Origin of the sequence: Pseudobutyrivibrio ruminis AD2017 (assembly GCF_000424305.1) — a bacterium.
Lineage (GTDB): Bacteria > Bacillota > Clostridia > Lachnospirales > Lachnospiraceae > Pseudobutyrivibrio > Pseudobutyrivibrio ruminis_B.
Map to the genome: position 1 here is coordinate 237,622 of NZ_AUJQ01000004.1, position 19,065 is coordinate 256,686.

The following is a 19,065-nucleotide window of genomic DNA, read 5'->3' on the forward strand; positions in this document are numbered from 1 at the left end:
GTGTATATGTCTTATGCTCCATCTCACTTAAATTTTATAGTTAATTAAATGTTATAGATATCTACTTTGTACTTGTCTAGGTTGTGACGTAAAAACTCTATTGTCTCGGCGAGGCCTTGTTCGAAGGTGTACTGAGGCTTCCAGTCTGTGAGCTGAAGGATTTTTTCGTTGCTTCCGAGGAGGCGGTTTACCTCACTCTTTTCTGGGCGAAGACGGTCTTCGTCGCAGATGATGCGAGCATTTGGATTAATCTGACGGATAAGCTCTTCTGCGAGCTGCCCGATTGAGATTTCCTTCTGTGTTGCAATGTTGATTTCCTGGCCGATTGTCTTATCACTTTCATACATAGCGATGAAACCGTGGGCTGTATCTTTTACGTAGTTGAAATCACGTGTTGGTGTAAGTGAACCAAGCTTGATTTCTTCCTTACCTGCAAGAAGCTGTGTGATTATTGTAGGAATTACCGCACGAGCTGACTGACGTGGTCCAAATGTGTTAAATGGACGCACGATTGTTACAGGTAAATCGAATGAACGATAGAATGACTCTGCTAATCTGTCTGCACCAATCTTTGTAGCTGAATATGGTGACTGGCCCTGGTATGGGTGCTTTTCGTCGATTGGTACGTACTGAGCTGTACCATAAACCTCTGATGTAGATGTAACAAGTACACGGATGCCTTGGTCTCTAGCTGCCTGAAGTACATTTAAAGTACCCTTGATGTTAGTGTCTACATAAGCATCTGGGCTGTGATATGAAAATGGGATAGCGATAAGTGCTGCTAAATGGAATACAGCATCTACACCCTTCATAGACTCACGAACACCGTTAGGGTCGCGAACATCACCAGCGAATACCTCAACATGATCCATAATATCCTTAGGGAGTGTATCAAGCCATCCCCAGTTATTGAATGAATTGTAGTATACGAAAGCGCGAACCTCGTATCCCTTCTTAACTAATTCCTCTACCAAATGAGAACCGATAAATCCATCAGATCCTGTTACTAATACTTTACTCATGTTTCATCTCCTTAAAATAAGAATACATTGACTCGGCTACGAGCTGAAGATTGTCGTCAGAAAGACGTGCTTCGCTCATTACGTAGGTGTTACCGCGTCTTGCATGGCTCATGTAAACTGCCATGTACTGAACAATTTCTTCTCTTGTTGGACGCTTGTATTCAGCCATCATCTTCTCATAGTTTCCGAAGACTTCTTCCAAATACATAACACCTGGTGCGCCCTTATAAATAATGTCTCCACTCATGAATACTGGATGGCGAAGCATCATAGCTTCCTGTCCTGCAGTACCTGTAAGAGTGGCTACGCATTCACTCTTTTCAATGAGCTTGATTGAATCCTCCCATGGATCGATAAGAACCACGTTTGGATAAACCTGAAGCTGCTCATAAAAGCTATTATCTCTAATGCCAAGGAATGAATAATGCTCCTTAACGTAAAGCATTGTATCCGCTGGCAATGATTTAACTAAATTATCGATAAAATAAAGCTGCTTCTCATACTTCTGGGCACAAACGATTGTTGTTGCCTCTGGCTGCATGTGAAGTGGGAAGTATACGAACTTCTTGCTGTAATCAGCCTTCTTGAAATACTTCTTACCCTTAGAATATCTAAGGTAGAACACCAACTGATCCATTGTGTGCTCGTAGCACTTGTAATATATGTATGAACCCTTATCTCTTGTGAGTGGGTTGAAAAATCTCTGTCTTAAATAGAAGAATGGTAGCACGAAAAAGATTGACTTCCACTTTGGCTTCTTTCCTGAAAACTGCATGAATGCAGGCTTAGAATGCTGTTCCTCAAATTTAGTAAGGTAGGCATCTGCCGCTGCACGCTGCTCCTCAGTAACAGGAATGTTAGCGTAATCCTCTGGCATATCGTACATCTTCTCAAATGGGTCATTTAAGATGTAGTGATGTGTTAAGTCCATACCGCAGGCTCTCATAAACATAAGTGAATAATAGCCTGTGCCTGTCTTCTTTCCTACTAAATATCCTGCATATGTAAGAAGTGTTGCTATAACCTCATCATAGTAGAAATCTACATGATAGGTGTTGAACACATACTCCCAAAACGCAAAAAGACCTGCAGCTGTATGCACGCAATAATCATAATCTCTATAGATTAAATATCTGTCTGTATAGATGTATTTCCAGATTGGCTTAGCATCATATTTTGCTTCCATTTCAGCAAGCTTTTCTACTGTGAATTCATCCCAGTGCTTGTTCATGAATTCTGAGATTTCGCAAACTACGATATCCTTCTTTTCTTCTTCGTTAAATTTAGCAAGTACATATGCAGATTCCTGCTTATCGCAGGTGATGAATACACCCTTAACATCTGGATGTGCTGCTTTTAATTTCTTGTATACGGCTGGCGAGAAATCCTCAAAAGGACGACGCGCCATAAAACATATAGTGTACACTTCTATTCTCCTAAAAATTATCCACGCGACTTCTTACAAGATAAAAAGCCTCGCTATATTTATAATGAGCTGTTGCTCCGCGATATGAAGCCAAGCCTCTGATTGCATCCTCATTGCGAGGGAATGGGCTTGCGTCAATTTCGCTTTTATATGTCTTCATAATTTCTATCTTTTTATCAAGATAATCTGTCACATCAACAAACACGTTTGGAATAAATCCATGTGAACGTTCTGCCTGATCTGTTTCTGATAAAATTTCCATACAAAGCACTGTCTTAAGATATGGTGCTCTGAAGGATTTAGTACATGAATATACCGCATCAAAAATAACTCTGTGATCAGAATGAACATCATACTGATATGGCATGAAAAGCATATCTGGCTTTACTTCTTCGAATACGGATTTGAACTTTGGAACAAGCTCTCCTAAATCGTAGCCGTCCACGCCAGCAGGCTGAAGCTCTAAGTTATAAAAGCCATCTACCTGATAAGCGTCTGCAACAGATTTGATTTCAGCATTACGCTCTGCCACGCGCTCTTTAGTATAGCCATATTCTGTCTTCATGTTGGTCACGTTCAGCCAATAGATTTCGTGACCTTCGTTTTTAAGCTTAAGTAATGTTCCACCTGCTCCAAGAGTCTCATCATCAGGATGTGGCGAAATAACAAGTACTTTCATTAAAGATATTCTCCTTCAATTAAATCCACTGGGTCTGAATCCATAATATGAACAAGACCGTCGTAGGCTTTTATTACATAATCTGTTTTTGAATTAACCTTTATAATCTTGCCAGGTTCGATGTTCAGATAATCATCTGTAGCAACAGGCTGGCACTTCCATACCTTTACCTCAGCATCGCCCTTCATGAAATGAGCGCCTACATAAGGATGTGTAAGGCCTCTTACAAGATTATAGATAGCTGTAGCTGACATGCGCCAATCTATCTGGCCATCCATTCTGCCACGCTTTCTCCATGCGTTTCCAGCATTCTTATCCTGTGGCACAGGCTTAATTCTGTCTTCGGCAAATTCTTTAGTAAATTCCAAGACCTGTTCCTTTGCCACGTCTAAAACGTGAGCATATAAATCTGCTGCATCATCACTGGCTGATATTGCAACAGGCTTCTGGCTGATTATATCTCCAGTGTCGGCTCCCTCATCCATAATAAAGAATGTAGAAGCTGTTTCCTTAAGACCAAGTACAAGAGCCCAGATAAGTGGATGACGGCCCTTATTACATGGCAAAGCAGCTGGATGAAATCCAACTACTCCGAATTTTGGTATAGACAAGATTTCTTTACCGATTAATCTTGACCAGCCAAAGCAATATATAACCTCAGGGGCGATGTTTCTGATAAAGCCCACTGTCTCTTCATCATTAACGTTCTTAGTGCAGATGCATGGCACACCGTATTTTTCAGCTAGTGGAACTAAGGATTTGAAATCAGCATTGATGGCTGACTGCTCCATAGTAACTATTCCTGCCACTTTATAGCCTGCTTCAAGCATAGCCTCAAGTAGCACGTATGAACTTTCCACACATCCTATAAATAAAGTTTTCTTCAAAATAAAACCTCTTATCCCATATTAAAACATTCTATTAATTTTAAATAGAAGTGTCTATATTGTCAAATTTAACCACGCCAGGTTTCTCTAAAAAATCAATCTGTAAATAAGTAATCCAGGAACGATTATCCCAACCGCTGGACCCCAGCTGTTTACAAGCAGCTTCCAGATTGAGAATTTGAATCTCTTAGAAAGCTTGATTACAAGTAACAATGAATACAAGCCGTAAGAAAGACCTGTTCCAATTGCTACCATGTTAATGCTTCGCTCTACAAAAAGTACAAGTGCGCTTGAAAAGATTGCATTGAAAATGCAAAGAGCAACTGAATTTGCTATAAGCGATTTATTAAGCTTTAGTACGGAAAATATATTTCCATAAAGCATGGTTGTTGAATATATAGCAACGCCGATTACAAGTATCTGTGTTGCGTCAGTTCCTTCTGTATACATAGGCATAAAGAAGTGAACAAATATTGGCATTACAAAATATACGAACAGGCAGGCTGCACCAGATATAAATGATGTAACCCTACTGAAATATGCTGCCTTTTCAAGGAGCTGTTGCTCATCATGATTAGCTCCGTACAAATGGCTAATCTTTATATAGAACACCTGAGAAATTGTTTGTGGTACAAGCACCATTGTGGTGAACCCCATAAGTGGTACTGAATACACGCCCAATGCTTCAGTTGATAAAAATCCAAGTATTACAAATTTGTCCACCGACTGGACAACTGTCCATATCAAGCTGTTGATAAGTAGAGGCAATCCTCCGATTATCATTAGCTTCATATATGAAAAATCAAATGAGAGCTTAGCGCCCTTAAAAGCTTCGCTTCTGAACAAAATGATTCCAAGTACTGCTGATGAAAGAGTCATGGCATATAAGCCGTAGTATCCTGCAACGTTTATTGCAATCACACCGATTGCAAGTGCAATGATTGTACGAACAAAACCTATAACTGCTGACTTATTGTAATGTCCATTCATTCTTACTGTTGAATTGGACATATCATCAAAGCTCTTTAAAAGAATCATGATAGGGCACATAGCATATCCAAATGCATAGTAGGTTCCGTAGGTATCATTTCCTATAGCTTTCCTATAATGAACTGCCACCCATATTTCAAACACAACAAAAATCAGCGCATATATCATTAGCATGAAAGTCATAGCTGTGTTCTTAAGACGATTTGCTTCATCATAATCCTTACGACCTAAGGCCTGTGGATAATCCCTGTTATATGCATTAAGTACGCCAAACTGTGCGTAGTTCATATAAGTCTGGGCCAACAAGCATGTGCTGTAGATTCCCAAAGGATATGTTGCTACTATTCTTTTGTTGTAAACACTAAACACAAAGGACATTGCTGAGCAAGCCACTGTGGAAAGTGTCACCAATATAAAATCTGCACTTTTAAGCTTTTCTAGCAGTTTTGTAAGCATCTTCATAAATCTTTAAAACTTCTTCCATGTATGTGTCAAAGTTGTTTAAATCCTTTGCACGCTTTCTGGCTCCTTCGGATTTCATGCGATAGATTTCGCTGTTATCTAAGAGCTCGTTAATGTTGCTGACGAATGCTTCTCTATCCACAGGCTTCTTGTCTGTGCCGCATATTTTTCCACAATCGTCATCAACTGTAATGACAAATCCTCCTACCTTGCTGGCAAGAACAGGTTTGCCAAAGGCCATTGCCTCTGCTGCCGCCATGCCGAAGCCTTCAAACTTAGATGGGGCTACTAATATTTTGGTCTGGTTCATGTACACATAAGGATTGTGCTGCAGACCAACCATTTTGATATTATCTGTAAGACCCATCCTGCCGATTAGCTCCAGGCATTCACTGCCTAAATCGCCACCGCCAACAATGACAGCCTTTATATCAGGATGAGTTTTTTTAACCTCATTTACTATCCTTACGAATTCGTAAGGGTTCTTATTATCTGTAAGATATCCAACGAAAAGCAAATCAGACTTGAAGCCTTCGAGCTTTTCCTTTGACATTTCTGTGCCTGCCACATAGCCTTTTTCAAAGGTAGCAACTGCGTTAAATGGAGTGCCAAGAACTACTGTCTTACCTTCCATTTTGTCCTTGAACCAGGCCTTATCCTCCACCCTTTGGTTTGGGATGATTATCTTGGTAAAGTTCTTGCAGGCGCTTCCGTATATTACGGACTTTGGACCAATCTTCTGAACCCACTTAGGTACAGAATACAGATGGCTGATGATTGGAATTGTGTCTGTTACCTTTGTGCACATTAGGCTGCATTCATATTCGTATGCATGGATGATGTCTGGATGGACCTCATCTATAGCTTTCTTAATGGCCTCCTCATCAACCTTTTCCACACCGATGTATGAAATATCTGCCTCTAGCAATTTGGTTTCTACAGAACCTGTTGCTGTAAGATATACAGACTCCACACTATCTGGCATAGAATTAATGATGTTTATAGCGACATTTTCCATGCCACTATAAGTATTTGACTTCGAAATATGCAATACCTTCATAATAACTCCCTGGTCCACAAATTGTTACATTAACAAGCATTATGTTTTCTTCCAGTCACTAAATGTTCCTTTCAGAAAAATAATAGCTTGTTAATTACAATTTGTTCACTTAAATTTTATAGGTTACTATATAAATCTTTCATAACATTATTTACGCGGGTTTTGTCGAAGGACTTCATGGTTTCTACGTTGATTTGTCCCATTTCGGCTCGTCTTGTTTCGTTATCAACCAATGCCTTGTTCAAGGCAGCTACTAAGGATTTGGCATCCTTTGAATCGAAAAGATATCCACCTTCGCCATCCTTAATAAGATCTGTGTTACCTCGAATCTTGCTACATACTACCGGCATTCCCACACTCATAGCTTCCATTAAAGCTACTGGAAGACCTTCCTGATGTGAAGGGAACACGTAGATATCACTAGCTGCAAAAACATCAGCCACATCCGTTCTGAAGCCAAGCATTTTTACATTATCTTCAAGCCCAAGATTCTTAATCTGCTCTTCTAATTCTGTTTTGATTTTTCCACGGCCAGCGATTAAGTATTTAATGTTGTACTTAGGCTGAACACGCTCATCACTATCCTCATGCATAAGCACCCCTTTATCCTTCATGATTTTAAGGGCTCGTAAAACTTCTGCATGATTCTTTCTTGGGATTAGCTCGCCAACAGATAGAAGTACTATTTCGTCATCCTTTATACCAAGCTCAGTACGGATTTTATTTCTGGCGCCTTCGCTTGCTACAAATTTGTGAGTATCTACGCCAGCACCTGGTACATAAACAACTTCCTTAGCCTTGAACTTCTTAGCGTTTTCATAATCCTCCTGATTGATAGTTATCAACAGGTCGGTAAAGCGGGCGCACCATTTTTCCACATTGTAATATACTAACCAGTTTACAAGTGACGCTCCCTTGAAGAAATGAAAACCGTGGGCGGCATATATTACCTTTGTACCGTAAAGCCTTCTTGCTTTTCTACAAGCTAATCGACAAATAACACCGCCGATTGGGGACTGGGTGTGGACAATTTCGTATTTGTTAGCTTCCACCTCTGTCTTTATCTGCTTGTAAGCCTTTCTCAATTCTGAGATGTTGAAAATCTTCCTTAGACTGGCTGTTTCGATAACTCTACAACCTAAATCGTCAAGTCGTTTTCTACGCTCTACCATAGCCTCTGGACTGAGTGCACTGTCATCATCCTTCCAGCAGCAAGCCACGTCCACGGTATACCCCAAGTCCTGCAAAATCTTTATGTTGTCTATATTAAATTGTGTCACCATATACGCCGTATGGGCGTGCATAAGCGCTTTTTTCATAGTCGTAGTCATTCTCCCGGATGTTACGAGTACCCCAAGTCTGTAGGTAACAGACGACAGGCCACCGTCATTATTTATGTACGTTTGCGTTTGTTTCACCTTCGGCTACGCCCTCTGTTGCATCCTTTGTGAAGATAACACGAAGAGTCATAAGGATAAGCTGGATATCGAGAAGCACTGAACATTTCTCGCAATAAATCATATCAAGCTTAAGCTTATCATAGCTTGTAGTGTTGTATTTGCCGTAAACCTGAGCATAGCCTGTAAGACCAGCTTTTACGTGAGTACGGAATGCAAACTCAGGCACTTCCTTAACATATTCGGCAATAATTTCTGGACGCTCTGGGCGAGGTCCTACAAATGACATTTCACCCTTAAGAATATTGAAGAACTGTGGAAGCTCATCAATACGTGTTGCACGGATGAAGTGTCCGATTGGTGTGATTCTATCATCATTAACACTTGCAAGGCGGGCTTTGCCGTCCTTTTCAGCGTCAGTAATCATAGAACGAAACTTCATGATTTTGTATTCTTTTCCACCGATGGTGCATCTGGTCTGTTTATAAAATACAGGGCCACCGTCGTAAGCGTGGATAAGTATAGCTGTAACTATCATGATTGGTGATGTAAGGATTATTCCGATTCCAGAAATAAAGATATCACCAAGTCTCTTGATAGTTGCTGAAATGGCATCCATTCCAACATTCTTGCAAAGATAAAGTGGTGTATCAAAAAGATTTACCTCATCTGAACCCTTAATAAGTATGTCAGAAATCTTAGGAGTAAAGTACACACGCTTATCTGTTGCAAAACAAGCCTTAATTATGTCATTACGAATCTCCGATGGTACATCGTTGATAAGAACTGCATCGTAATACTGAAGCTCATTTGTTATCTTCTCAAGTGGCTCCTGGCAGCTCATTTCACCCGTAATACGATACTTATCTGCTCGGCGATTCATTTTGAATACCAAATCATTTTCATACTCACCATAGATATTCAAAAGTGAGAATGGTGGGAAAATTGCTCTATATACCTTTGTGCTGAAGTAAGTGACAAGAAATACTGCAACTGCGTCAATTACTGTAAGCAAAATCATATATGCAAGCATTATCCATAAAAGTGATTTGATACGTGTCATCAAAAGCAAAATTACGAATTCAAGCATGTTTACAAGTCCCATAGCTATAGCCTGAGACATGCATAAAATCGATATTCTTCCGCTTCCGATACTGAATCCTTTGAATGTATTGATTACTAAAATACTAAGGACTGTATATAGGCCTATCATCAAATAGTTACCTATAGTTAAGAAAAACAGTGGCATCATCATTCTAAATTGCATGTACCACATAACGCCAAAGAGCGTGGCTAGTACTGTGACCAACACCACGCTACTTATAAAGCGAAATACTCTTTTTTGTGTTTCAATATTTGTATTTGTATTATTCATAAGCTTTTAAATATTTCAACCTTTGGTTAGAAACTCTTATTCATATCTACATGGCCCTTAATTCCAGGAACAGAACCCTTGCTAGAGTACTGCCACATATTCTTTCTTCCAGAATATGTACAAGAAGTATTGTATTGTGCAATCCATACGCTGCATGAACCTGGTATACCATTTGGATTCATTCTAGCTGTCATCCAGTTCTTGCTGCAGTATAAACCTGCCTTGTAGCCTGATGACTGAACTGTATTAACGAATGCGTTAACGATAGCCATTCTCTGTTCTACTGAAAGACTGCTCTGACCTCTGACTGTATCTTCCATATCCAAATAGATTGGATAAGAACATCCGCCTGCACGACCTGCCATAGCTACTGCCATTGAAGCCTCCTGAACAGCTTCAGCTTCGTTAAGAGCTGTAGAGTAGATGTAAACACCTACATTGATTCCAGCTGCCTTTGCACCTGACATGTTCTTGTAGAAGAATGGGTCCTCATGCAACTGACCATCATGCATACCACGGTAACCACATCTGATGATTGCGAAGTTGATTGCAGATTTTGCTGCCTTCCAATCGATGTTGCCCTGGTGCTTACTAACATCGATTCCGTTGCCCTTTACGATGAGAACTCCATCTGCACCGAAATCGTATTTAACTCCCTGGATTACCTGAGAGCCTGTTACCTTGTTACCATTCTTGTCAAAGTAGAATGTATTACCATCAATTGACTGCCATCCATAGTATGTGTATGTTGCAGCCTTGTAATAGTATGTTTTACCTGCTACGTAATCTGCTGCAGTTGCTGGCTTTGATAAGCCTTCATCAAGGAATAAGGCGTTTCCTGCTTTATCCTTTAACTGCTCTGTTGTTGCTGTACCAAAACCTGATACTGTATATGTAGCCTTTAGTAATTCAGCATCTGTTGCTGGTACATTATCGGTCCACTTTGGAGTTGCAACAAATGCGTAATCTCCATCCTTTGTTGCTGCAAATGTGGCTGTCTTTGAATCCTTAACTGCTACATCTGCACCGTTTACAGTAACCTTTGCAAGAGCACCTGCTGTTGCGTTTACTGTAAATACACCCTCTTTGTAAGAGATTTCTATAGTAGCTGTTTCTTCCTTTACGCCTGTTGAAGCGTTTACTGCGATAATTCTTCTAATCTTAGCGGCAATAAGCTTATCCTTTATTCTGAATGAAGCTGCTACCGCACCATGTGCACGATAACCTGTAGGATTCTCTGGCTGAGGTTCGTCAACTACTGGCTCTTGAGCTTTTTCAATCTTTTTATAATTAAATACTACTTCAGAATCAGCAGTTCCTATTGTTACTTTCTGAGAACTATCTGAATCAAGTTTGTATTCATCATCACCTGATTTATAAGTAGAATCAGCAGTAATTGTTACCTCTTCGCCTTCTTCCTTAGTAACTTCTTTAGAACTGATTTCAGTCTTAGATTCACCTAATTTATAATATACCTTTACAGTATGCTTAGGCTTTGCAACGGGCGTAGTCTCTTCTGCCTTGTACACAAATGTGTAAGTAGCATCCTTTGTAACCTTTTCGAATGCTGGAGATGGTCCTGAAACCTTCTTGTATGTTACATCGCCATCCTTGTATGTGTCTGGTGCTGTGTATGAAATAGCTGAATCCTTTGCGTATTCCTTAGCCTTTTCAATTGTTACTGTCTTTACATCCTTATCATCTGCTGTCTTTAGCTCGAAGTTGATAGTGATTTTGAACTTAGCAGCTTCGGCAGCCTTTAATGTGTGCTTTCTTGTAAGTAAGCCCTTGTCAGTCTTAAGAGTTGCCTTGCTGGCCTTTGCTGTCATCTTTGGTGCTACTACATCTGTAGTACCCTTAGCTGAATGGCCGTTCTCAACTTTTCTTGATTCAACAAATTCAACTGTATCTTTAAGTGTTTCTTCTACAGGAACCTTTTCCTTCTTCTGTCCATCTTCAGCAGCATTATCTTTCTTAATCTGCTTTGTGATTTCCTTCTGAACCTTAAATTCTACCTTATCCTTTACCTCAGCCTCAGTAGCATATTCTGTTGGCTCGTAGCTTACTTCTGAATCTGTATCATTCAAAAGGGCAAGCACGTAATCGCCTGGTTCCATGTCCTTTTCTGAGATAACACCATCTTCGTCATCATCTGTATAAACAGTTCCTTCAGCTTCCTTAAGGGCTACAGCGTAAGATTGAAGAGCTGTCTCCTTATCAAGATATAGCATGTATAAAGGATCTGAACTGATATCACCATGCTGTGTTTCAATTACATTTCCATCCTTATCAGTAACAGTAACATCAACGTTTCTATCCTGAAGGATTCTTGTAATCTTTGCAGAATCACTAGGTAGTTCAGATGCATCTATTGAAGGATGTTCAGCTGATTCATCACCCTCTGAGCTTTCTGATTCCTCAGTTTTTGCTTCTTCCTTCTCACCTGACTTTGCCTTATCTTCAGCTTCTGCGGCAGCACGCTTCTTTGCCTGCTGTTCCTTAAGCTTTTCAAAATCGATTCCATTTCCATCTACTGGAAGTGCATCGCTATCATTGCTTTCAACACTTTCGGCCGAAGAATCATCAGCTGCCTGTGTATCTGCAGAAACATCTAAATCAGCATAGTCTTTTGTGTATTCTGCAATCTGAGCATCTAAGTCCTTGATTGCATCTACATAAGACTGAAGTCCCTCAGCTGCTTCCTTTGTAAGAAGCTTTACCTGGAATGGAACTCCTGAAATAGGATTGTCATTCTCATCCGAAATATAAACGGTCAAATCCTTTTCCAATGATTCGCTGGTGATAACTACATTTTTAAATTCTGGGATATAGACGTCCTCGGCTTGATAATCGTCTTCGACATCTACCACTTCTGCCACGTCATCGGCTGTAATAAGATTATAGACTCCATATCCACCAGCTCCGACAGCTGTTGCACCTAACACACTGGCCACTGCAATGCTAGCGACCTTATGGCTGGCAATGAAGAATCTTATTGTCTCCCAAATTTCGTTCATTTTAATTACATCTCCCTTAACAAGCTAAAAATTATACTGTCATGTTATGTTCTTTACAGTAATCCTTGAAAGAAGCATTAACCTTATCCTTGTCTGAAAGGATTAAATCTGCCTCAGTCATTCCCTCTGGAATAGGCCACTGTACATTGATATCAGGGTCGTTGAACATAAGACCGCCCTCATCATTTGGATGATAGAAATCTGTTACCTTGTAGCAGAATTCTGCATAATCAGAAACAACTAAGAAACCATGTGCAAATCCCTTTGGAATCATGAACTGCTTCTTGTTTTCTGCTGAAAGAAGGATTCCGTAATGCTGACCAAATGTCTTTGAGCCCTCACGTAAATCTACAGCTACGTCATAAACCTCACCTGAGATTACACGAACGAGCTTATCCTGTGGGAAGTTCTTCTGGAAGTGTAATCCACGAAGTACACCCTTCTTTGAAGCTGACTGATTATCCTGTACAAATTCATAGTCAAGGCCTTCTGCCTTCATATCGTTTTCGTTATAAGTTTCCATGAAGTAGCCTCTGTCATCGCCAAAAACCTTTGGAGTGATGACGCAAAGTCCTTCAATACCGTTTACATTTTTTTCAACTGTAATTGCCATTTTAATTACTTCCTTACTTTAATTTTCCACCTCATCAGTCACCTGCGGTGACAGCTTGTCTCGCCTCACAGCTCGGTCGTTGCTAAACAGGCTCCACTGGAGCCTAGCAACCCTCAAGGGGAAGCCTTTATAGTCCATTTGCTACGTCTACGAGATATTTGCCGTAGTCAGTTTTCATGAGTGGCTCGGCGAGCTTTAAAAGCTGGTCCTTGTCGATGAAGCCACGCTTGTAGGCGATTTCCTCGATGCATGATACGTACATGCCCTGGCGCTTCTGGAATGTGCTGACGAATTCGGCAGCTGCAAGAAGCATGTCGTGGTTTCCTGTATCAAGCCATGCGAATCCACGGCCAAGTGTTTCAACGTGAAGGTTGCCCTTCTCTAAATATGCGTTGTTAACAGCTGTGATTTCAAGCTCACCACGTGCTGATGGCTTGATTGTCTTTGCGATTTCTACAACTGAGTTGTCATAGAAGTAAAGACCTGGAACAGCGTAATTGCTCTTTGGCTGAGCTGGCTTTTCTTCGATAGAAATAGCTACGCCGTTTTCATCGAATTCTACTACTCCATACTCTCTTGGGTCACGTACATAGTAACCGAAGATTGTAGCGCCTGGCTCGTTTTCAGTGCGGTTTGCAGCTGAAAGAAGAACCTTTGAGAATGACTGGCCATAGAAAATGTTATCGCCAAGTACGAGTGCTACAGCATCGTTTCCGATGAAATCTGCACCGATGATAAATGCCTCAGCAAGTCCGTTTGGAGCTTCCTGAACTGCATACTGAATGTCCATGCCAAGCTGGCTTCCGTCTCCAAGAAGCTCCTTAAATACTGGAAGATCTCTTGGTGTAGAAATGATAAGTACTTCGCGGATACCTGCAAGCATAAGTGTAGACAATGGATAATAAATCATTGGCTTATCATATACTGGCATGATCTGCTTGCTTATTGCCTTTGTAAGTGGGTAAAGTCTTGTACCTGAACCACCTGCTAAAATAATACCTTTCATATTTTCCTCCTGATTTGGTTGTGTAGCTGCTTAATTATAATTCTTCATTAACGCAGTCGAGTGCTGCCATTACGACTTTGTCCATGTCGTAGTATTTGTATTGGCCTAGGCGGCCTCCGAAGATTACGTTCTTTTCTTCTGATGCACGTTTTGCGTACTGCTCATAAACAGCGTTATTCTTGTCGTTGTTTACTGGGTAGTAAGGTTCAACGCCTGGCTGCCATTCAGATGAATATTCCTTTGAAATAATTGTTGTAGGCTGTGTGCCAAATTCAAAGTGCTTGTGCTCGATGATACGAGTGTAAGGCACATCTGCTGCAGTGTAGTTAACAACTGCGTTACCCTGATAGTTATCGCAGTCAAGCTTTTCTGTTTCAAAGCGAACTGAACGATATTCTAGTGGGCCGTAGCAGCTATCGTAATACTCATCAATCTGACCTGTAAATACAAGCTTATTCCAAGCAACCTCTGTTCCATCAGAAAGCTTTCCTGATTTTGCAAGCTCGAAATAATCCTGATTAAGTACAACATCTGCTCCCTTAAGCATCTTTTCAACAATCTGAGTATAACCACCCATTGGGATGCCCTGAAATCTATCGTTAAAGTAGTTGTTGTCGTATGTAAATCTAAGTGGCAATCTCTTGATGATGAATGCTGGAAGCTCATCACATGGGCGGCCCCACTGCTTCTGTGTGTAGCCCTTGATAAGCTTTTCGTAAACATCAGTACCAACTAATGAAAGAGCCTGCTCTTCCAAATTCTTTGGCTCTGTGATGTTAAGCTCTTTAATCTGGTCTGCAATCTTAGCCTTAGCCTCTGCAGGTGTTTTGATACCCCACATTTTTGAGAAGGTATTCATGTTGAATGGAAGATTGTAGAGCTCATCGCCATATACTGCAACTGGTGAGTTGATGTAGTTGTTGAATTCAGCGAACTGATTCATGTACTCCCAGATTTTCTTGTCACTTGTGTGGAAGATGTGGGCACCGTATACGTGTACGTTTATTCCATCTTCTTCTTTTGTATAAATATTTCCTGCAATGTGGTCGCGACGGTCGATTACAAGAACGGATTTACCACGCTTCATTGCTTCGTAGGTAAATACTGCGCCGAAAAGGCCGGAGCCTACCACTAAGTAGTCATAGTTTTTCATTTTACCCTCATCAGTCAGCTACGCTGACAGCTTCTCCCAGAGGGAGAAGCCTTTTTTATTTATCTTTGTACATGTCGTTGTAGTATTTCTGGTAGTCGCCAGATGTTACGTTATTCATCCAGTCTTCGTGCTCGAAGAACCACTCGATTGTCTTCTTGATACCTTCCTCGAAGCATGTCTCTGGCTCCCAGCCTACCTCGGCCTTAATCTTATCTGGAGCGATAGCATAGCGACGGTCATGTCCCTTTCTATCTGCTACATACTTAATAAGGTCCTCTGATACAAGCTTCTGACGCTCGTCATCCTCAGGAAGCATATCCTGAAGTGTATCAAGGATGATGTGGATGATTTCGATGTTCTGCTTTTCGTTGTGTCCACCGATGTTGTATGTCTCGAAAAGACGTCCCTTTTCCTGAACCATATCGATTCCCTTAGCGTGATCTTCTACGAATAACCAGTCACGAACATTCTTACCATCTCCGTATACAGGAAGATCCTTGCCGTGAAGTGCGTTGTTGATGATAAGTGGAATAAGCTTCTCAGGGAACTGGTAAGGTCCATAGTTGTTAGAGCAGTTTGTAATGTTTGCAGGGAACTTATAAGTATCCATGTAAGCCTTTACAAGCATGTCTGAACTAGCCTTTGAAGCTGAGTATGGTGAATGTGGATCGTATGGAGTTGTCTCATAGAAGAAGGCATTCTCATCATCTGGAAGAGAACCGTAAACTTCGTCTGTAGATACGTGAAGGAACTTCTTGCCTTCCTTGAATGTACCGTCTGGAAGCTCCCATGCTTCCTTAGCACAGTTAAGCATTACAGCTGTACCAAGTACGTTTGTCTGAACGAAAACCTCAGGATCCTTAATAGAACGGTCAACGTGAGACTCCGCTGCGAAATGAACAACTCTATCAATATCGTTCTCAGCAAAAATCTTGCGGATGGCTTCCTTATCGCAGATGTCTGCCTTTACAAATGTATAGTTATCGCGGTTCTCGATATCCTTAAGGTTCTCAAGATTTCCGGCATATGTAAGCTTATCTACGTTGATAATTCTGATTTCGTTGTCATACTTCTTAAACATGTAGTGGATGTAGTTACTTCCGATGAAGCCTGCTCCACCAGTTACTAAATATGTTCTCATATTTTTCTCCTTTATGTGAGGACTTTTCTAATTTACTTTTTCTCTCGGTTGTTACGCTCTCAAGCATAAATAATGCTTTCGTCGACTGGATGTCTCCTTCAGCAATATTTATGCTTGATAGCTACAACCTATTTTAAGTTCTTCTAAGAAAAGTCCAATTAATAATATAAACTATTTATTCAATAATAATTCTTAAGAATTATTAAAGTTAACGATGAAAATGATTAAGCCACGGAACTATTACGCGGCTATACGCATCTTACGCGAGGTATTCGCGAAGGGCGTCGTGCCAGTCGGCCATGCGGTAGTCTGTTGTGAGACGAAGCATGTAGTTATCAAGGATGCTGTAGTGTGGTCTGTCAGCGCTGGCAGGATTCATACGCTTGTATTCCTCGCTGGTTACGTGATTAACCTTTACATTGATTCCCTTAATGCGGAAGATTTCTTCTGTGAAATCTGCCCAGTTTGTATCACCTTCACATGTGCCATGGAAGATTCCATAGTTTTCTGTAGGCTCAAGATGGTGAATCATTCTTGCAAGCTCAGCTGCTGATGTAGGTGAACCAAGCTGGTCACATACTACAGAAAGCTCATCATGAGTTTCTGCAAGGCTAAGCATTGTCTTAACAAAGTTCTTGCCATCTCCGTAAAGCCATGCTGTACGAACGATAAACCACTTGTCAGCAAACTGCTGAACGAATTTCTCGCCTTCGTATTTTGTTTTGCCATAAGCACTGATTGGTGCTGGCTGATCAAATTCTGTGATAGGCTTTGATGCGTTGCCAGGGAAAACGTAATCTGTGCTGACGTGAACTAGCTTTGCACCAACCTTTGTCGCTGCAATAGCCAAGTTTCTAGGACCAAGTGCGTTAAGCTTATAAGCAAAATCCCAGTCCTTTTCACAGCCGTCTACGTTTGTAGCTGCTGCGCAGTTGATGATTACATCTGGCTTTTTGTCCTCAACGAACTTCAAAACCTCATCCAAATCCATAATGTTAAGAGGTGAAATCTTTTCGCCCTCTACAACATCAGTCAGAATAAATTCTACTTCATTGCCATATTCCTTCTGGATGGCTCTGCCAAGCTGACCGTTGCAGCCTGTAACTAAAATTTTTCTCATTTTGATACTTCCTTCTATATATAATCCTTAGCTTTTGCAATCAGACGATTGTATGCGCTAAACATACCGCGGATAGAAGCTCTTGTAATACTTGAGCTTACGCCAACGCCGAAGGTTGTGTTACCATGGCGCTCATCACGCATTTCGATATATGCGGCAGCCTTTGCACCTGAACCCTGACTTTGTGCAAGTGTGTGCTCACTGTAATCGATAAGTGTAAAGTCAAGACATGGAACACACTGCTTGATAGCAAGCTTAACAGCGTCGATAGGTCCATTACCTTCAGCCTCTGAATGGAAGTGTTCTCCATTGTAGCTGAAATCAAGAACTGCAACTGTATCATCAGTTTCCTTATCATCCTTGATAACCACGTACTCAAGAGTAAGTGGCTGCTTATTCTCAAGATATGCGTTCTTGAAGGCTTCCATAATGCGCTGTGGAGTAACCTCGCCGCCGTCCTTTTCTGATATACGCTGAATAATATCAGCAAATTCACGCTGCATCTTCTTTGGAAGCTTGTATCCATATACAGAATCCATAACGAATGCAACGCCGCCCTTTCCAGACTGGCTGTTGATACGAACCACTGGCTCGTACTTTCTACCAATATCTGCTGGGTCGATTGGGAGATATGGAACCTCCCAATAGATGTTCTGGCGATCCTTCATAGCCGCCACACCCTTATTTATAGCATCCTGGTGTGAACCAGAGAATGCAGTAAACACAAGCTCTCCTGCATAAGGATGTCTTGCGTCTGTTGGCATTTTTGTAACTCTTTCGCAGACTTCAACGATTTCCTTGATGTCCTCTAAGTTAAGCTCAGGATTAACACCCTGTGAGAACATGTTGTATGCGATTGTAAGGATATCAACATTACCTGTACGCTCACCGTTACCAAGAAGTGTTCCCTCAACACGGTCTGCGCCAGCAAGAAGTCCAAGCTCTGTGATAGCTACGCCTGTTCCTCTATCGTTATGTGGATGAATTGAAAGGATGATGTTATCTCTATCCTTGAAATGTGTGCTCATCCATTCTATCTGGTCTGCGTAAACATTAGGTGTATTCATTTCAACAGTTGCAGGAAGATTAAATATAATTGGGGCATCTGTTGCATGGTCCCATGTATCCTGCACTGCTGTACAAATATCTAAAGCAAATTCTACTTCTGTTCCTGTAAAGGATTCTGGCGAATATTCAAGCTGAAGATTGCCATCATATTTATCTAATCTATCCTTTACCATCTGTGTGCCGGCCTTGGCGATCTCAATGATTTCGTCCTTGTCGGCGTTAAATACTACATCACGCTGTAATGTAGACGTTGAATTGTAAATATGAAAAATGACATTTGGAATGCCCTGGATTGCTTCAAATGTGCGGTCGATTAATTCCTCACGGCACTGTGAAAGTACCTGAACCTTTACATCTGAAGGAATCTTATTTTCTTTGACAAGCTTTCTTAAGAAGTCGTACTCAATCTGACTTGCTGCTGGAAATCCAATTTCGATTTCCTTGAATCCTAATTTTAGTAGGAGGTCGAATAGTTCCATTTTCTCGTCGACATTCATTGGCTCGACGAGGGCTTGATTACCATCGCGTAGGTCTACTGAACACCACAATGGAGCTTTGGTGATCGTCTTGTTAGGCCAAGTACGCTCGGGAAACTGTAACACTGGGTTCGCTTTGTAACGCTTGTAGTTCAACATTATTCTTCCTCCTA

General features: G+C 41.0%; 15 protein-coding genes. All 15 read right to left on the reverse strand.

All coding sequences use genetic code 11. The features are described 5' to 3' along the window. Positions 1-44: 44 nt before the first annotated feature. The 15 genes from G611_RS0102875 to leuA all read right to left on the reverse strand — a co-directional run bounded on the left by G611_RS0102875 (position 45) and on the right by leuA (position 19,051). Complete coding sequence (locus G611_RS0102875; protein WP_028242335.1) at positions 45-1,022, reverse strand: NAD-dependent 4,6-dehydratase LegB; 978 nt, start codon at positions 1,020-1,022, stop codon at positions 45-47. Next, a complete protein-coding gene (locus G611_RS0102880) occupies positions 1,015-2,448 on the reverse strand; it encodes a hypothetical protein (RefSeq protein ID WP_155942233.1) in 1,434 nt (477 codons plus the stop codon). Before G611_RS0102880 ends, G611_RS0102875 begins: the two co-directional genes overlap by 8 nt. Before the next feature lie 10 nt (positions 2,449-2,458). Continuing rightward, positions 2,459-3,127, reverse strand: coding sequence for a PIG-L deacetylase family protein (locus G611_RS0102885; RefSeq protein ID WP_028242337.1), 669 nt, complete (start codon positions 3,125-3,127; stop codon positions 2,459-2,461). Beyond that, positions 3,127-4,014: a formyltransferase family protein gene (locus G611_RS0102890; protein ID WP_036947885.1), complete on the reverse strand. Its 888-nt coding sequence runs from the start codon at positions 4,012-4,014 to the stop codon at positions 3,127-3,129. The genes G611_RS0102885 and G611_RS0102890 overlap by 1 nt, the downstream gene beginning before the upstream one ends. 87 nt (positions 4,015-4,101) lie before the next feature. Continuing rightward, a complete protein-coding gene (locus G611_RS0102895; RefSeq protein ID WP_028242339.1) occupies positions 4,102-5,466 on the reverse strand; it encodes an oligosaccharide flippase family protein in 1,365 nt (454 codons plus the stop codon). After that, complete coding sequence (locus G611_RS0102900) at positions 5,432-6,526, reverse strand: glycosyltransferase family 4 protein (RefSeq protein ID WP_028242340.1); 1,095 nt, start codon at positions 6,524-6,526, stop codon at positions 5,432-5,434. Before G611_RS0102900 ends, G611_RS0102895 begins: the two co-directional genes overlap by 35 nt. Before the next feature lie 116 nt (positions 6,527-6,642). Beyond that, positions 6,643-7,845, reverse strand: coding sequence for a glycosyltransferase family 4 protein (locus G611_RS0102905; protein WP_028242341.1), 1,203 nt, complete (start codon positions 7,843-7,845; stop codon positions 6,643-6,645). Between the two features lie 70 nt (positions 7,846-7,915). Then, positions 7,916-9,199 (reverse strand): sugar transferase, encoded by a 1,284-nt coding sequence (locus tag G611_RS0102910; protein WP_242824247.1) that lies wholly within the window; start codon positions 9,197-9,199, stop codon positions 7,916-7,918. Positions 9,200-9,324: 125 nt separating this feature from the next. Then, on the reverse strand, positions 9,325-12,315 hold the full coding sequence (locus G611_RS15110) for a GH25 family lysozyme (RefSeq protein ID WP_051195024.1): 2,991 nt from the start codon (positions 12,313-12,315) through the stop codon (positions 9,325-9,327). A gap of 31 nt (positions 12,316-12,346) precedes the next feature. Next, a complete protein-coding gene (rfbC, locus tag G611_RS0102920) occupies positions 12,347-12,928 on the reverse strand; it encodes a dTDP-4-dehydrorhamnose 3,5-epimerase (protein ID WP_028242343.1) in 582 nt (193 codons plus the stop codon). Between the two features lie 127 nt (positions 12,929-13,055). After that, on the reverse strand, positions 13,056-13,934 hold the full coding sequence (rfbA, locus tag G611_RS0102925; RefSeq protein WP_028242344.1) for a glucose-1-phosphate thymidylyltransferase RfbA: 879 nt from the start codon (positions 13,932-13,934) through the stop codon (positions 13,056-13,058). A gap of 34 nt (positions 13,935-13,968) precedes the next feature. Next, the gene (glf, locus tag G611_RS0102930; protein ID WP_028242345.1) at positions 13,969-15,087 is read right to left on the reverse strand and encodes a UDP-galactopyranose mutase; all 1,119 of its coding nucleotides are present in this window, start codon (positions 15,085-15,087) and stop codon (positions 13,969-13,971) included. Between the two features lie 55 nt (positions 15,088-15,142). Beyond that, a complete protein-coding gene (rfbB, locus tag G611_RS0102935) occupies positions 15,143-16,228 on the reverse strand; it encodes a dTDP-glucose 4,6-dehydratase (RefSeq protein ID WP_028242346.1) in 1,086 nt (361 codons plus the stop codon). Positions 16,229-16,487: 259 nt separating this feature from the next. Continuing rightward, positions 16,488-17,348 carry a dTDP-4-dehydrorhamnose reductase gene (gene rfbD / locus G611_RS0102940; protein WP_028242347.1) on the reverse strand — a complete coding sequence of 287 codons (861 nt, stop codon included), beginning with the start codon at positions 17,346-17,348 and terminating at the stop codon, positions 16,488-16,490. A 14-nt stretch (positions 17,349-17,362) separates the two neighbouring features. Continuing rightward, the gene (gene leuA / locus G611_RS0102945; protein WP_028242348.1) at positions 17,363-19,051 is read right to left on the reverse strand and encodes a 2-isopropylmalate synthase; all 1,689 of its coding nucleotides are present in this window, start codon (positions 19,049-19,051) and stop codon (positions 17,363-17,365) included. Positions 19,052-19,065: the final 14 nt, after the last annotated feature.

What these genes read in the sequence shown, in the direction of transcription:
- G611_RS0102900 (WP_028242340.1), bottom strand. Translation starts at nt 6,526, where the DNA reads ATGAAGGTATTGCATATTTCGAAGTCAAATACTTATAGTGGCATGGAA.
- G611_RS15110 (WP_051195024.1), bottom strand. Translation starts at nt 12,315, where the DNA reads ATGAACGAAATTTGGGAGACAATAAGATTCTTCATTGCCAGCCATAAG.
- rfbB (WP_028242346.1), bottom strand. Translation starts at nt 16,228, where the DNA reads ATGAGAACATATTTAGTAACTGGTGGAGCAGGCTTCATCGGAAGTAAC.
- glf (WP_028242345.1), bottom strand. Translation starts at nt 15,087, where the DNA reads ATGAAAAACTATGACTACTTAGTGGTAGGCTCCGGCCTTTTCGGCGCA.
- rfbA (WP_028242344.1), bottom strand. Translation starts at nt 13,934, where the DNA reads ATGAAAGGTATTATTTTAGCAGGTGGTTCAGGTACAAGACTTTACCCA.
- rfbC (WP_028242343.1), bottom strand. Translation starts at nt 12,928, where the DNA reads ATGGCAATTACAGTTGAAAAAAATGTAAACGGTATTGAAGGACTTTGC.
- G611_RS0102875 (WP_028242335.1), bottom strand. Translation starts at nt 1,022, where the DNA reads ATGAGTAAAGTATTAGTAACAGGATCTGATGGATTTATCGGTTCTCAT.
- G611_RS0102895 (WP_028242339.1), bottom strand. Translation starts at nt 5,466, where the DNA reads ATGAAGATGCTTACAAAACTGCTAGAAAAGCTTAAAAGTGCAGATTTT.
- G611_RS0102910 (WP_242824247.1), bottom strand. Translation starts at nt 9,199, where the DNA reads ATGTGGTACATGCAATTTAGAATGATGATGCCACTGTTTTTCTTAACT.
- G611_RS0102905 (WP_028242341.1), bottom strand. Translation starts at nt 7,845, where the DNA reads ATGAAAAAAGCGCTTATGCACGCCCATACGGCGTATATGGTGACACAA.
- leuA (WP_028242348.1), bottom strand. Translation starts at nt 19,051, where the DNA reads ATGTTGAACTACAAGCGTTACAAAGCGAACCCAGTGTTACAGTTTCCC.
- rfbD (WP_028242347.1), bottom strand. Translation starts at nt 17,348, where the DNA reads ATGAGAAAAATTTTAGTTACAGGCTGCAACGGTCAGCTTGGCAGAGCC.
- G611_RS0102885 (WP_028242337.1), bottom strand. Translation starts at nt 3,127, where the DNA reads ATGAAAGTACTTGTTATTTCGCCACATCCTGATGATGAGACTCTTGGA.